17 protein-coding genes are annotated in these 14,146 nt (G+C 59.4%); 13 read left to right on the top strand and 4 right to left on the bottom strand.

Annotated elements, in window-relative coordinates; all coding sequences use genetic code 11:
• Window positions 1-282: 282 nt before the first annotated feature.
• Complete coding sequence (gene fdxA, locus H0Z09_RS16535) at window positions 283-606, bottom strand: ferredoxin FdxA (protein WP_169376662.1); 324 nt, start codon at window positions 604-606, stop codon at window positions 283-285.
• A 142-nt stretch (window positions 607-748) separates the two neighbouring features.
• Window positions 749-3,340, bottom strand: a complete 2,592-nt coding sequence (gene mutS, locus H0Z09_RS16530; protein WP_186691486.1) for a DNA mismatch repair protein MutS — start codon at window positions 3,338-3,340, stop codon at window positions 749-751.
• A 210-nt stretch (window positions 3,341-3,550) separates the two neighbouring features.
• On the opposite strand from mutS, the gene H0Z09_RS16525 reads away from it, so the two are divergent.
• The 10 genes from H0Z09_RS16525 (at window position 3,551) to recX (ending at window position 10,021) form a co-directional block, all read left to right on the top strand.
• Window positions 3,551-4,285, top strand: coding sequence for an XRE family transcriptional regulator (locus H0Z09_RS16525; RefSeq protein ID WP_186691485.1), 735 nt, complete (start codon window positions 3,551-3,553; stop codon window positions 4,283-4,285).
• 587 nt (window positions 4,286-4,872) lie between these two features.
• On the top strand, window positions 4,873-5,217 hold the full coding sequence (locus H0Z09_RS16520) for a phage holin family protein (RefSeq protein WP_186691484.1): 345 nt from the start codon (window positions 4,873-4,875) through the stop codon (window positions 5,215-5,217).
• 21 nt (window positions 5,218-5,238) lie between these two features.
• Window positions 5,239-5,754: a hypothetical protein gene (locus H0Z09_RS16515; protein WP_186691483.1), complete on the top strand. Its 516-nt coding sequence runs from the start codon at window positions 5,239-5,241 to the stop codon at window positions 5,752-5,754.
• 128 nt (window positions 5,755-5,882) lie between these two features.
• A complete protein-coding gene (locus H0Z09_RS16510; protein ID WP_186691482.1) occupies window positions 5,883-6,074 on the top strand; it encodes a Com family DNA-binding transcriptional regulator in 192 nt (63 codons plus the stop codon).
• Window positions 6,075-6,082: 8 nt separating this feature from the next.
• A complete protein-coding gene (locus H0Z09_RS16505; protein WP_186691481.1) occupies window positions 6,083-6,418 on the top strand; it encodes a 3-methyladenine DNA glycosylase in 336 nt (111 codons plus the stop codon).
• Window positions 6,419-6,803: 385 nt separating this feature from the next.
• Window positions 6,804-7,361 carry a glycoside hydrolase family 19 protein gene (locus H0Z09_RS16500; protein ID WP_186691480.1) on the top strand — a complete coding sequence of 186 codons (558 nt, stop codon included), beginning with the start codon at window positions 6,804-6,806 and terminating at the stop codon, window positions 7,359-7,361.
• Window positions 7,349-7,819: a lysis system i-spanin subunit Rz gene (locus H0Z09_RS16495; protein ID WP_186691479.1), complete on the top strand. Its 471-nt coding sequence runs from the start codon at window positions 7,349-7,351 to the stop codon at window positions 7,817-7,819. Before H0Z09_RS16500 ends, H0Z09_RS16495 begins: the two co-directional genes overlap by 13 nt.
• An 81-nt stretch (window positions 7,820-7,900) precedes the next feature.
• Window positions 7,901-8,401 carry a nicotinamide-nucleotide amidohydrolase family protein gene (locus H0Z09_RS16490; RefSeq protein WP_186691478.1) on the top strand — a complete coding sequence of 167 codons (501 nt, stop codon included), beginning with the start codon at window positions 7,901-7,903 and terminating at the stop codon, window positions 8,399-8,401.
• Between the two features lie 85 nt (window positions 8,402-8,486).
• A complete protein-coding gene (gene recA / locus H0Z09_RS16485) occupies window positions 8,487-9,545 on the top strand; it encodes a recombinase RecA (protein ID WP_048720087.1) in 1,059 nt (352 codons plus the stop codon).
• Between the two features lie 8 nt (window positions 9,546-9,553).
• On the top strand, window positions 9,554-10,021 hold the full coding sequence (recX, locus tag H0Z09_RS16480; RefSeq protein WP_186691477.1) for a recombination regulator RecX: 468 nt from the start codon (window positions 9,554-9,556) through the stop codon (window positions 10,019-10,021).
• Between the two features lie 166 nt (window positions 10,022-10,187).
• On the opposite strand, the gene H0Z09_RS16475 is transcribed toward recX, so the two are convergent.
• Window positions 10,188-11,300: a TIGR00730 family Rossman fold protein gene (locus H0Z09_RS16475; RefSeq protein WP_186691476.1), complete on the bottom strand. Its 1,113-nt coding sequence runs from the start codon at window positions 11,298-11,300 to the stop codon at window positions 10,188-10,190.
• Between the two features lie 286 nt (window positions 11,301-11,586).
• Window positions 11,587-12,021, bottom strand: a complete 435-nt coding sequence (locus tag H0Z09_RS16470) for a PA3611 family quorum-sensing-regulated virulence factor (protein WP_169376687.1) — start codon at window positions 12,019-12,021, stop codon at window positions 11,587-11,589.
• 179 nt (window positions 12,022-12,200) lie between these two features.
• Here H0Z09_RS16470 and H0Z09_RS16465 point away from each other — a divergent pair, with 179 nt between their 5' ends.
• The 3 genes from H0Z09_RS16465 (at window position 12,201) to H0Z09_RS16455 (ending at window position 14,146) form a co-directional block, all read left to right on the top strand.
• On the top strand, window positions 12,201-12,938 hold the full coding sequence (locus H0Z09_RS16465) for a tRNA-uridine aminocarboxypropyltransferase (RefSeq protein WP_186691475.1): 738 nt from the start codon (window positions 12,201-12,203) through the stop codon (window positions 12,936-12,938).
• Window positions 12,939-13,057: 119 nt separating this feature from the next.
• On the top strand, window positions 13,058-13,708 hold the full coding sequence (erdR, locus tag H0Z09_RS16460; RefSeq protein ID WP_003189050.1) for a response regulator transcription factor ErdR: 651 nt from the start codon (window positions 13,058-13,060) through the stop codon (window positions 13,706-13,708).
• Window positions 13,709-13,783: 75 nt separating this feature from the next.
• The gene (locus H0Z09_RS16455; RefSeq protein WP_186691474.1) at window positions 13,784-14,146 is read left to right on the top strand and encodes a diacylglycerol kinase; all 363 of its coding nucleotides are present in this window, start codon (window positions 13,784-13,786) and stop codon (window positions 14,144-14,146) included.

Genomic DNA, 14,146 nt, shown 5'->3' with positions numbered 1-14,146 from the left:
TAGCGGGAAAGCTTGTCAGTGGCCAAGTTGGATCCCGTTGTACTTCCCATGGAACTCTCTAACATCAGCCCTGTGTCCACGGATTGACACGGCCATCACGGAACGATGGTTCAAGGAATGTCGCGGGATGCGATTCATCAGGACGATGAAAAGGAACAAAGGGACTAGGGAAAAAATGTGGGCGGGTCAAACCGCCCCTTTTTTTTGCCTGTAGAAAAGTGAACGCCTGCCCCAGAAATGCAAAAAAGCCCGCAAGGGGCTTTTTTGAGGGCTGCGATGCTGTCAGCGCTCGAGGTGCGCGATCTTGCCTGGCTTGCCGTCCCACTCTGCCGCATCCGGCAACGAGTCTTTCTTTTCCGTGATGTTCGGCCAGATTTCCGCCAGCTCGACGTTCAATTGAATGAACTGTTCCATGCCCGCAGGCACTTCGTCCTCGGAAAAAATCGCAACGGCCGGGCATTCTGGTTCACACAGGGCGCAGTCAATGCACTCGTCCGGGTGAATGACCAAAAAATTCGGGCCTTCGTAGAAGCAGTCCACCGGACACACTTCTACGCAGTCGGTGTACTTGCACTTGATGCAGTTGTCGGTGACGACGAAGGTCATTTCTAATTTTCTCCTCAGGCGGCGGCAGCGAAACCCTTTGTGGCAGGGCTCGCGAGGTTCGGGAGCGATAGTCTGCAGGCCAGGCTAAAAGCCCGCAGCATCCCAAACCGCGCGAGAGTCTACCAGCTTGCAAGCGTCTGCGTTATATCCGAGTCTTCAGTGCATATAACATTTCGAGCGCTTTGCGCGGTGTCAAGTCGTCCAAGTCAAGCTTTGCCAACTCATCCAGCACCGGGTGGGGCAGGCTGGCGAACATATCGCTCTGATGCGGCGCGGCGGGTTTGTTGCTGGCTTTCTTCGGGCTGGCGACCGCGGTTTCGTGGGGCAGGGCGGTGGTTTCCAGGCGGCTCAGGTGCTCGCGGGCACGCAGTATCACGTCGTTCGGCACACCGGCCAGTTGCGCCACGGCCAAACCGTAACTCTGGCTCGCAGGCCCCGGCAGCACGTGGTGCAGGAACACGATGCGCTCGTTGTGCTCGGTGGCGTTGAGGTGCACGTTGGCCACCAGGGGCTCGCTCTCCGGCAGCACGGTCAGCTCGAAGTAGTGGGTTGCGAACAGCGTATAGGCACGCAAGTGCGCCAGACGCTCGGCCGCCGCCCAAGCCAGGGAGAGGCCGTCGAAGGTGCTGGTGCCACGGCCCACTTCGTCCATCAGCACCAGGCTGCGCTCGGTGGCGTTGTGCAGGATATTGGCGGTTTCGCTCATTTCCACCATAAAGGTGGAGCGGCCACCGGCCAGGTCATCGCTGGAGCCGATCCGGGTAAAAATGCGGTCCACCAGCGACAGCTCGCAACTGGCCGCCGGCACGAAGCTGCCGATATGCGCCAGCAACACAATCAAAGCGGTCTGACGCATGTAAGTGGATTTACCGCCCATGTTGGGACCGGTGATCACCAGCATGCGGGTATCGTCGTCCAGCGACAGGTCGTTGGCGACGAACGGCGTGGTCAGCACCTGCTCCACGACGGGGTGACGACCCTGCACGATACGCATGCACGGTTCGCTGACAAAGCGTGGGCAGTTCAGGTCCAGGTTCAGCGCGCGTTCGGCCAGGTTGCTCAGCACGTCCAGTTCGGCCAGGGCCGCGGCGGTGTCCTGCAACGGCGCCAGGCGGCTGATCAGGTCCTCGAGCAAGGCCTCGTAGAGCATCTTCTCCCGCGCCAGGGCGCGGCTCTTGGCCGACAGCGCCTTGTCTTCGAACGCCTTGAGCTCCGGCGTGATAAAGCGCTCGGCGCCCTTGAGCGTCTGGCGACGTTGATAGTCGACAGGCGCCGACTCGGCCTGCTTGCTCGGCAACTCGATAAAGTAGCCATGCACGCGGTTGTAGCCGACTTTCAGGTTAGCCAGGCCGGTACGGGCTTTTTCGCGGGCTTCCAGGTCAATCAGGAACTGCCCGGCGTTTTCGCTCAGCGATTGCAGTTCATCAAGCTCACTGTCATAGCCTGTCTTTAATACACCGCCGTCACGGATGATCGCCGGCGGGTTGTCGATGATGGCTTTTTCCAGCAGCGCCGCCAGTTCCGGGTAAGTGCCGGCCGTGACAGCGAGCTGTTGCAGGTGCGGCGTGTCCAGCTCGGTCATCGCTACTTGCAGCTGCGGCAAGGCGCCAAGGGCATCGCGCAGACGCGCCAGGTCACGCGGACGCGCGTTACGCAAGCCGATCCGCGCCAGGATGCGCTCGATATCGCCGATTTCCTTCAACTGTGGCTGCAGCTTTTCAAAGCGATAGCCGTCCAGCAGGCAGGTAATGGAAGTCTGGCGCGCTTGCAGCACCGTCAAGTCTCGCAACGGACGGTTCAGCCAGCGCGTCAGCAGGCGGCTGCCCATGGCGGTCTGGCAACGGTCGACCACCGACTGCAGGGTGTTGTCACGCCCGCCCGCCAGGTTGGTATCCAGCTCCAGGTTGCGACGGCTGGCGCCATCGAGCACCACCGTATCGTCCAGGCGTTCATGGCGCAGGCTGCGCAAATGCGGCAGGGCGGTGCGCTGGGTCTCTTTCGCATAGGCGAGCAGGCAACCGGCGGCGCCGATGGCCAGGGTCAGGGTTTCGCAACCGAAGCCCTTCAGGTCTTGCACCGAGAACTGCTGGCACAGACTTTTCAACGCCGAGTCACGCTCGAAATCCCACGGCGCACGACGCTTGGTCCCACGACGCTTCTCTGCTGGCAGGTCTTTCGGCCAATCATCCGGGATCAACAACTCCACCGGGTTGATGCGCTCCAGCTCCGCCAGCAGATTCTCCCAGCCCTTGATCTCCAGCACGCTGAAATTGCCACTGGTGATGTCCAGCACCGAAAGCCCGAACAAACGCTCATCGCCCAACACCGCAGCGATCAGGTTATCTCGCCGCTCATCCAGCAGCGCCTCATCACTCACCGTCCCCGGCGTAATGATGCGCACCACCTGACGTTCCACCGGCCCTTTGCTGGTCGCCGGATCGCCGATCTGCTCACAGATCACCACCGACTCGCCCAGCTTTACCAACTTGACCAGATAGCCTTCCAGCGAGTGGTAAGGAATCCCACACATTGGAATCGACTGCCCCGCCGACTGCCCCCGCGCTGTCAGGGTGATGTCCAGCAACTTGGCGGCCTTCTTCGCGTCTTCGTAGAAGATCTCGTAGAAGTCGCCCATGCGATAGAACATCAACTGATCAGGGTGCTGGTTTTTGAGGCGCCAGTACTGCTGCATCATCGGGGTGTGGGAGGACAGATCGGAGGTGTTTTTACTCATTGGGTAATAGGCAAATTCGTTGAAAGTGATGGGGCAAACGTGGGGCACTCGGCCCAGCTGATTTTGCAATGGGCGCAAGGTTAACACGCGAGGTTGGGGGTTCGCAGGCCACATCAAGATAGGTAGGTCGGCCCGGTAAATGCATGATTTATGCATAAGAATGCAAATTAGCATTTGCCAACCCCAAAAACTCTCGTCACTATCCCCGTTATGCAAAAACGCAACGTTTCTATCGTCTTAAGAGAACTGCTGGACCGCGACCGGATCTCCCCCACGGAGCTTCACCGGCGCACTGGCGTGCCTCAATCCACGTTGTCCCGGATCCTCAGCGGCAAGATCGTTGATCCGTCGGACAAGCACATCTCGCGCATTGCCGAGTACTTCCGCGTGAGCACCGACCAACTGCGCGGCCGCGCGGCGGTGGGGGCTTTGCGCGATGACGGGCGCGACCCGATGCATTCGGAACTCAAGGATATAAGCCTGTGGGACGACGACACGCCCGTTAATGATGACGAGGTGTCGATCCCCTTTCTGCGCGAGGTTGAATTGGCTGCTGGATCAGGAAGATTCGTCATCGAGGAAAGCGAGAAGGCCAGCCTGCGTTTTGGAAAGCGCAGCCTGCGGCATAACGGGGTGCAGTTCGACCAGGCCAAGTGTGTGACGGTACGCGGCAATAGCATGTTGCCGGTGCTGCGCGATGGCGCGACGGTTGGAGTGAATGCGGGCAAAAGTGCGATCGGTGACATCGTTGATGGCGATTTGTATGCGATCAATCACAATGGCCAGTTGCGCGTGAAACAGCTCTATCGCTTGCCGTCCGGGATTCGCCTGCGCAGTTTCAACCGCGAGGAGCACCCGGATGAGGACTACAGCTTCCAGGATATCCAAGATGAGCAGATCAGCATCCTTGGCCATGTGTTCTGGTGGGGCATGTACGCGCGTTAACCTTTTTCTGTAAGACAAAGCCTGCCAACGAGCAGGCTTTTTTTCGTCTGTAAGAACCTCAATCCCGCGGCTGAAACGCTAAAATTGCACAGATGCATTTATTTTCTGGAAATAAATGCATTTATGCATTGACTGTATGTTTATACAGTCATATTCTCCATCTCAAGCCGGCCAACAAGGCCTGGTGGAGGCGGCAAGGATGCTGCCAAGGAAGACAAGGAAGGCACGCAATATCGGCATGGACGCCATCGAAGCGATGGCAAGGATGCCAGGCGACACCGGCAAGGATGCCGACGCTCTTTAGTTGTACCGCGTTAAAAACAGGCAGCGATGAACCGGCCTCAACGGTTCAGAGGGTTGGCAACTGACCCGGGTGTGCAGCGTAAAGCACCAGAAGCAGTTATCCGGCAGACAGGGATCGTGGTCGGAAAAACATCAAGGAAAGGTCCGTACCGCGCCAGTAGCGCCGAAAGACCGAGGACATCATTACTGAAAAGCCCGGGCTACCGGGCTTTTTGGAATGCCTACCTATCGAAGTGTGTGTAATTGAAAAACGGACTATTCAGTGCTCAGCCAGGAGGCGTGACATGACAAACGAACAACAAGCGTTAGCGGAAATGCCTATCTGGCTGGTCATCATATTGGCTTTGATCGGCGGAGTTTCCGGCGAGATGTGGCGCGCCGACAAGGAGGGGGCCCGTGGCTGGTCGCTGGTTCGGCGTCTGGCGCTGCGGTCTGGAGCGTGCATGGTCTGCGGGGTTTCGGCCCTGATGCTGTGTTACGCCGCCGGCATGTCGATCTGGACCGCTGGCGCCATTGGTTGCCTGACCGCCATGGCCGGCGCGGACGTGGCCATCGGCCTTTATGAGCGCTGGGCGGCCAGGCGCGTCGGGGTCAATGAGGCCCCAACCTCCCGCCCGGATCAGCAGTAACCGCTGCAAGGATGCAAGCAAATGACACTTCTCGAAAAACCTTCGCAACTGCCGATGGCGATTGGGGTTGCACTGAAGAGCGCGTTCCCGCAACTGCGGGTGGGCAATCACCAGGACTTTTCCAGCACGGCGGATAACACCGGCATTTTGATCAGCGTTGAGCGCAACGGTCCGGGCGTTCGCTCCCTCGCAGGGCGCAAGGCACATGCGTTGTCGGTCTCGCTCAGGGCCATGGTCGCCAGGGCGTCGGCACCGTTTGACGCCTGCGACCTGGCCAGCCAATTGATGGACCTGGCCCTGGATAACCGCTGGGGTCTGCCACCTGACCAATGCGACGTGCCCACCGCGATTGTTGCGGCACCCTCCGGCCTCATCGGCGCGGAAACGGACTACGACACCTGGACCGTTTCCTTCACCCAAAACCTCTACCTCGGCCCGTCACTGCTCGACGATCCCACCGGCAAACCACTGTTTGCCCGCACCTGGGAAGTCACGAATATCGACGATCCGGACCAATACCGCCCGTTGCAGGAGTAGTCCATGCATTGCTACGGGATAGCCTAGGCCTGGTCTCGATACTGCCAGATCGCAACAGTAGCTTCCAAGCCAGCCAAGGCCCCACTGCTCCCACGAGCGGGAGGGAGCTTGGCAGATAAATAACGGACTTGCAGATGTTGAAAGAATTCAGATGCGGTAACTGCAAAAGACTTCTCGCCCGTACGGGTGGGTTTACAGAGCTCCAGATCAAATGCTCCCGATGCGGGACGCTGAATCATGTGAAGGCCGCGAGCCTCGAGCAATCGCCTTTGAGCGACATGGAAGCGGAATTCTCCGCGACAAATCATTCGACTCAATAGGTGACAAAATGACTGTACGAGTACTCGGCAAACACTTCAAAAACGACCTAACTTTCAGTGGCCGCGCCAGTGAGGTAGCTACGTTGTTCACTCCACAACAAAACGTGAATGGCATTATTTTTTATGACATCCGTACCTGGACCCAAAACACTGTAAGTGTTGGAGTGACCCCGCCACCAGACCGTTTTCAATTTACTCTACCGATCATTTATACGGGGGGTGAGGTTTTTCAACCTATCGTTATTCCTGCGGGTCTGGGGGTATATATGCAGTTGAGCGACAGCTACAACATTCCCGTGTATATGCGCTGGGACTACCTCAGCGCCGACGGCACTGTGGCTTAACTCACGCTGAAGACTGCAGGCCTGCATTAGTGGGGGCCTACCAAGCAATACCGCGCGGCTTAGGTCGCGCACCTATTCAGGGCCTCTGCACATGCAGGGGCCTTTTCGTTTTCGACTCCACCACACTCATTGCTCCGAGCTGGGAGTTCTGCTGGAGCTGACTTATTTGTACAGGTCGTACCTCGGCCACTTTTCTCTATGAAGTGGCGATGGATCCTAACGACCTGGCCCTTGGCGTGTTCGCGTGGCTTGGTGGTACCGGCACTGTGTTGCTTGGTGGTCTCTGGTGTTGCTCCACGGCCACGCAGATGCACACACCCACCAGATGGTGTGCCAATGACGACCATTGCCTACAAAGATGGCGTGATCACCAAGAGTCAAACTCATGCTCATGACGCTCCCCCAACTGCTTCAGGTGATGCCTGGCGCCCGCGCGCGCGCGGGCATCTTTTTAACCGCCCTGAATACAGCGTTCGTTCGCTACGAGATCGACCGCCCGATACGCATCGCCGCCTTCCTCGCCCAAGTCGGCCACGAATCCGCCGAGTTGCGCCATGTGCGTGAACTGGGCAGTGATGCGTATCTGAGCCAGTACGACACCGGCCCGTTGGCCGCGCGCCTGGGCAATACCCCGCAAGCCGATGGCGACGGCCAGGCATACCGGGGCAGGGGGCTGATCCAGATTACCGGTAGTCACAATTATCTGGCCTGCAGCCGGGCACTGTTCGGCGATGATCGTTTGTTGCGCGAGCCGATGCTGCTCGAGTTGCCCCAATGGGCCGCCGCCTCGGCCGGCTGGTTCTGGCAGAGCAATGGCCTGAACGAGCTGGCCGACAAGGGGCAGTTCACTGCCATTACGCGGCGCATCAACGGCGGGCTCAATGGGCTGGAGGATCGCCTGCGGCTGTGGGCGCGGGCGAAGGCGGTGTTATGCGTTTCCTAAATGTGTGCCGGCTGATCGGCGTAGGCCTGCTGGTGACGGTTGTCTGGCAGGTGCAGGCATGGCGGTACTCGGCGCGGATTGAACATTTGTCGGCAACTCAGATCCAGGCCGCTCTGCATCAGCAACAGTTCGCGCAAGACCAACGGCTGGCCCTTGAGCAACAGCTCACTGCCAGCGACACACGACATGCCCGGGAGTTGAGCGATGCCCAACGTCATCAAGCGGCTCTGCGCGACCGCCTGGCCACTGCTGATGTGCGGTTGTCAGTCCTTCTCGACGCCTCCAGTGGCTGTGCAGTGCCAGCCGCCACCGGCGCCGGCAGCGTGGTTCATGCAGCCCCGCGAGCCCGACTTGACCCGGCGCATGCTCAGCGAATTATCCGCATCACCAACGACGGTGATAACGCCTTGATCGCGTTGCGCGCCTGCCAGGCCTATGTGCACGCCGTCGCCCGCTAGCTTCTTGAGACACTCCGTCACTTGCACGTGTGATTGGCTCCTGTAGGGTAGGCAAAACCCGCCCCCTCTCTGGAGATGACCGTGAAGGAAATCACTCAACTGGCCGCTGACCTGGGCCGCCGTCTACAGGTGCTCAACGCTCATGTCACCACTGCCGAGTCCTGCACCGGCGGCGGTATCGCAGAAGCGATCACACAGATTCCAGGGAGTTCGGCGTGGTTCGAGGCGGGCTATGTGACCTATTCCAATCGGCAGAAAACCTGGCAGTTGAATGTGCCGGAAACATTGTTTTCAAAGGTGGGCGCCGTCAGCCGTGAAGTGGTGGAGGCAATGGTCCGTGGCGCGCAGAAGAAAAGCCTGGCGCGGTTTGCCGTCGCCGTCAGCGGTATCGCCGGGCCGGACGGCGGTTCGCCCGACAAGCCGGTGGGCACCGTATGGCTGGCTTTTGGCGTGGGCGATGAGGTCACTGCCGAGCTTGCGCACTTTCCCGGCAACCGCGACGAGGTCCGCCGACAAACGGTAAAGGCCGCGCTGGAGGGCTTGTTGCGACGAGCTGCAGCAGAAATAGACAATCAGGGGTAGGCGATCTGCGTTCTTTGTGGAACAATACTGTCTACTTATACAGGTGTTGGCCGCCCCCGGCCTTATTGATTACGTGAGGACTTTAATGGACGACAACAAGAAGAAAGCCTTGGCTGCGGCCCTGGGTCAGATCGAACGTCAATTCGGCAAGGGTGCCGTAATGCGTATGGGCGATCATGACCGTCAGGCGATCCCGGCTATTTCCACTGGCTCTCTGGGTCTGGACATCGCGCTCGGCATTGGTGGCCTGCCAAAAGGCCGTATCGTTGAAATCTACGGTCCTGAATCTTCCGGTAAAACCACCCTGACCCTGTCGGTGATCGCCCAGGCGCAAAAAATGGGCGCCACCTGCGCCTTCGTCGACGCCGAGCACGCCCTGGACCCTGAGTACGCCGGCAAACTGGGCGTCAACGTTGACGACCTGCTGGTTTCCCAGCCGGACACCGGCGAGCAAGCCCTGGAAATCACCGACATGCTGGTGCGCTCCAACGCCATCGACGTGATCGTGGTCGACTCCGTGGCAGCCCTGGTACCCAAGGCTGAAATCGAAGGCGAAATGGGCGACATGCACGTTGGCCTGCAAGCCCGTCTGATGTCCCAGGCGCTGCGTAAAATCACCGGTAACATCAAGAACGCCAACTGCCTGGTGATCTTCATCAACCAGATCCGTATGAAGATCGGCGTGATGTTCGGCAGCCCGGAGACCACCACCGGTGGTAACGCGCTCAAGTTCTACGCTTCGGTCCGTCTGGATATCCGCCGTACCGGCGCGGTGAAGGAAGGTGACGAGGTTGTGGGTAGCGAAACCCGCGTCAAAGTCGTGAAGAACAAAGTGGCCCCGCCTTTCCGTCAGGCCGAGTTCCAGATTCTCTACGGCAAGGGTATCTACCTGAACGGAGAGATGATCGACTTGGGTGTTTTGCACGGTTTCGTCGAGAAATCCGGTGCCTGGTATGCCTATAACGGTAGCAAGATCGGTCAAGGCAAGGCCAACTCGGCCAAGTTCCTGGCGGACAACCCTGACATCGCTGCCACGCTTGAAAAGCAGATTCGCGACAAGCTGCTGACCCCAGCGCCAGACGTAAAAGCTGCCGCTAACCGCGAGCCGGTTGAAGAAGTGGAAGAAGCCGACACTGACATCTGAAGCAAACGATGACAGTTGTACTCGATACACTCGTCGCCGTTCGGCGCACTGCAATGGACCTGCTCGCTCGCCGCGAGCATGGTCGAGTCGAGCTGACGCGTAAACTGCGTCAGCGCGGCGCGGAGCCCGAGATGATTGAAGCTGCCCTCAACCGTTTGACGGAAGAGGGGTTGCTCTCCGAATCGCGCTACCTCGAAAGTTTTGTCTCCTACCGAGCACGTTCCGGCTACGGCCCTGCGCGCATTCGTGAGGAGTTGAACCAGCGCGGCCTGCAGCGTGCTGACATCGACCTTGCTTTGCGTGAGTGCGGTATCAGCTGGCAGGCGCAGTTGGAAGACACCTGGCGGCGCAAGTTTTCCGGCCATCTTCCGATTGATGCCAGGGAGCGTGCAAAGCAGGGGCGTTTCCTGAGTTATCGCGGGTTTTCAATGGAGATGATCAGCCGCTTGTTGAGCGGCCGAGATATGGACGACTGAGCGCACTTACCGGTTGTATGAGCGGCTTGCCTCGCGTTGGGCTGCTGTAGTGAGCGGGCTTGCCCCGCGCTGGGCTGCGCAGCAGCCCCAATTGAATCCCCACCTGGCACACCACCAAAAAAGGGCCCGCTATGAAAATAGCGGGCCCTTTTTGCGTTTTATGGTTTCACGCCGGCTCCTGCGCCACCCGCTGCTGCGCCTTCCCCTGAGCCTGCGCCCAGTTCTCCGGCAAGTTGATGTAGTCCACCAACTCCCGCAGACGGCCCTGATCGCGCCCATTGAAATTGAACACCAGCCGCGTCAAATGGCTGAACCTCGGCTCGTCATGTTCTTCGCCGGTATAGGCAAGCTGCTGGAACTCGCCACTCAAGCGCAGGCTGGCAAACTCATCCTGTAAATGGGCCAGCGCTCGATCACTGAGCGGATGATTCATGCGCACCACAAACTCACGCTTCAACCAGCGGGTAGAGTGGAAATTGGCATAAAACTGGTTGATCTCCTCCACCGCTTCTTCGGCGCTATAGACCAGGCGTACCAGCTTGAGGTCGGTGGGCAAGATGTAGCGATTGGCTTCCAATTGGCTGCGGATAAAGTCCAGGGCGCCTTGCCAGAATCCGCCGCCGGGTGCATCCAGCAGTACCACTGGCACCAGCGGGCTCTTGCCGGTCTGGATCAGGGTCAGCACTTCCAGTGCCTCATCAAGGGTACCGAAACCGCCTGGGCACAGCACCAGCGCGTCGGCTTCCTTGACGAAGAACAACTTGCGGGTAAAGAAGAAATGGAAGGACAGCAGGTTCTCGGTACCATCGATGGTCGGGTTGGCGTGCTGTTCAAATGGCAGGGTGATGTTGAACCCCAGGCTGTGTTCCAGGCCGGCGCCTTCGTGGGCCGCGGCCATGATGCCGCCACCACCGCCGGTGATCACCATCAGGTCCGAGCGTGCCAGCGCCGCGCCGACTTCACGGGCCAGTGAGTACAGCGGGCTTTCCATCGGGGTGCGTGCAGAGCCGAACACCGTCACTTTGCGGCGGCCCTTGAATTGTTCGAGCACGCGGAAGGCGTGGTCCAGTTCGCGGATGGCTCGCAGGGTAATCTTGGCGTTCCAGCGGTCGCGGTCGTCCTGCGCCATGCGGAACACGGTGAGGATCATGTCGCGATACAAGGGGATATTCGGGCTGTTGGGCGCGATCAGTTGGAGTTGCGCTTCGACCTGCTGTGTGAGGTCGGCGCCGTTTTCTTCAAAATGTCGAAGCAGGTGGTCATTCGGTTCGTAAGGCATTCACTTCTCCTTCTTGCAGGGCCCGGGTGGCCGGCCAGAGGTTCGCCGGAGGCTACGACACTGCATGTGTCGCTGCTTGCCGCAGGGGCACCTTCTTTTGCCCTGGAAATGTTACAGAACAGCGTAAAAAGCGCTGGGAATGAAGGGTTGGGATAACTGGATGATGGGCCGAAAAACCCTTGGCTGGCAACCGCTTATTGGTCGTTCATCAAGGAGCTTAGCCGCGGCTGGACGTTGAAGCGAGGGAGTGCGCGCCACAGGACAGTAGCGCGTGAAGGTCAACCTATTACTTTTTCTTTTTCACCGGAGCTGGGCAATCCGCTTCCACGAACTTCACCGAGGCCACAGGGCGGTTGGTCTTGTTTTCGGTGATTTCGTAACGCATGACGGCGCCCTTGGCCATCAGCTCGCGATAGCCCGGGTTGGTGCATACGCTGCGGCCCAGCTGGAAGTAGACAGCCTTCGGATTGGCGCGCATTTGTTCGGCGCGGTCGGGCAGCACGCTCAGGTGATCGATCAGTTGCATGCCCTCGACGGTGTAGGCCACTTCCAGGGTCTTTTCATCGATTTCCCGGGGCAGGTCCTTGTTGCTCTCCGCCGCGACGCTTTGCAACTTCCTGTTCATTTGGGCCTCCAGCAGCGAGGCCGCCTGGGCGCACACGGGCAATACCAGCGCGAGGGCGACGGATGGGGCGACAAGACGCAGCATGGAACGCAGCATGAAACTCTCCTGATTCGGTTACTGGTGCATAGACCAGCCACTGCGCTGTGCGTTCAGTGGCGCGCAATTATAGGTGAGCCCTGGCCACTACAGCCAGGCGTATCGCTGGTAAACTGCAGCCACTTCAGCCTTCCACGAGTTTTCACCGTGTCGATTTACCCGTCCCACCGGCGCATCCGATGAGCCACGCCGTTTCCCGCTTGCGCACCCAGCGTCTGGCCCGCGCCGTGCGGCCGTTCCTTAATCGTGGTTCGCGTGCCGAGCGCTGCCCCGGCTGCCGGGTGATTCCCGAGTACTGCCTGTGTGCCTGGCGGCCCAAGGTCGCCGCAACATCGGCCATGTGTCTGCTGATGCATGACGTGGAACCGATGAAACCCAGCAACACCGGCTGGCTGATCGCCGATGTGATTGACGACACCACGGCGTTTGCCTGGTCGCGCACCGAGGTTGATCCAGAACTGCTCAACGTGTTGGCCGACCCGCAATGGCAACCCTATATCGTGTTCCCCGGCGAATTCGTCGCGCCCGAGCGCGTCGTCAGCGAAGTGAAGGTGCAAGAGCGCAAGCGTCCATTGTTCATCTTGCTGGATGGCACCTGGAGTGAAGCGCGCAAGATGTTTCGCAAAAGCCCCTATCTGGAGCATTTGCCGGTACTCAGCCTGGCGCCGGAACAGCTGTCGCGTTACAAACTGCGCCGATCCAAGCGTGATGATCACTTCTGCACGGCCGAGGTCGCCGCCCTGTGCCTTGAATTGGCCGGTGACCTGGCTGCCAGCGAAGTGCTGGATGCCTACCTTGATGTATTCAGCACCCACTACTTGGCCGCCAAATTCCAGATGCAGCTGGACCTGACGGACCCTGTTCATACGCGTCTTGTGCCTTATATCCAGGGATCTGGCCAGCCGACGTCTGCATGATGGCACGATGAACCCGTAACCCGCTAAAATGCCCACGGGCGTAGCGCTTGACCCTCCAGGCTACGCTGGGCATGCTGGGCGCCGCTCAGGGCCCCCTGAAAAACAGGATCATTTAATCAATGGCCACATACGAAATCCTGATAGCCGATGACCATCCGCTGTTTCGCAGTGCGTTGCACCAGGCCGTGACCCTGGGCCTCGGCCCGGACGTGCGCCTCGTCGAAGTGGCCAGCATTGCCGAGCTGGAAGCCCGCCTCACCGAAAAATCCGACTGGGACCTGGTGCTGCTCGACCTGAACATGCCCGGCGCCTACGGTTTTTCCGGGCTGGTACTGTTGCGCGGGCAATATCCGCAAATTCCGGTGGTGATGGTCTCGGCCCAGGAAGAAGCCGATGTAGTGGTGCGCTCCAAGGAGTTTGGCGCCAGCGGTTTCATTCCCAAGTCCAGCGCCATGGAAGACATCCAGAAAGCCGTGCGCACTGTGCTGGACGGCGATGTGTCCTGGCCACCGCAGGCCTTTGAAGAAATCAACGTGTCCGACGAAGCCAAGGCCGCCCGTGATGGCCTGGCCAGCCTGACACCGCAGCAGTTCCGGGTGCTGACCATGGTCTGCGAAGGTCTGTTGAACAAGCAGATAGCCTACGAGCTGAGCGTGTCTGAAGCGACGATCAAGGCCCACGTGACAGCGATCTTCCGCAAGCTGGGCGTGCGTACGCGTACCCAGGCGGCGCTGCTGTTGCAACAACTTGAGTCAATTTCGCAGCATTAAGCTGTCATCGATTCACGCTTTTTTGACCGTGCGTGATCTAGTTTCCCCACTCCTTTGGTTCAGTTGCCTACGTCTATGTCGCCTTTCAAGGGTCAAACCGGTATCAAACGTATCTTCAATGCTGGGGGTTATTCCCTGGATGGCCTGCGCGCGGCATTCACCGGCGAGGCGGCTTTTCGCCAACTGGTGATGCTGAATGTGATTTTGATCCCGCTGAGCTTCTTCCTGAACGTCAGCCGAGTCGAGCGTGCCTTGCTGATCGCCGTGTGCCTGCTGGCACTGATCGTCGAGTTGCTCAACTCGGCGGTGGAGGCGGCGATCGACCGCATCTCCCTGGATCGCCACCCTCTGTCGAAAAACGCCAAGGACATGGGCAGCGCCGCGCAGGCCGTCGCGCTGACCATGATCACCCTGGTGTGGGCCGTGATCCTGATCTAA

The sequence above is a fragment of the Pseudomonas sp. SWRI18 genome, from assembly GCF_014268345.1.
GTDB classification, from domain to species: Bacteria; Pseudomonadota; Gammaproteobacteria; order Pseudomonadales; family Pseudomonadaceae; genus Aquipseudomonas; species Aquipseudomonas cedrina.
The sequence above is the reverse complement of the archived record's forward strand: the minus strand, read 5'-3'. Positions and strand labels throughout refer to the sequence as shown.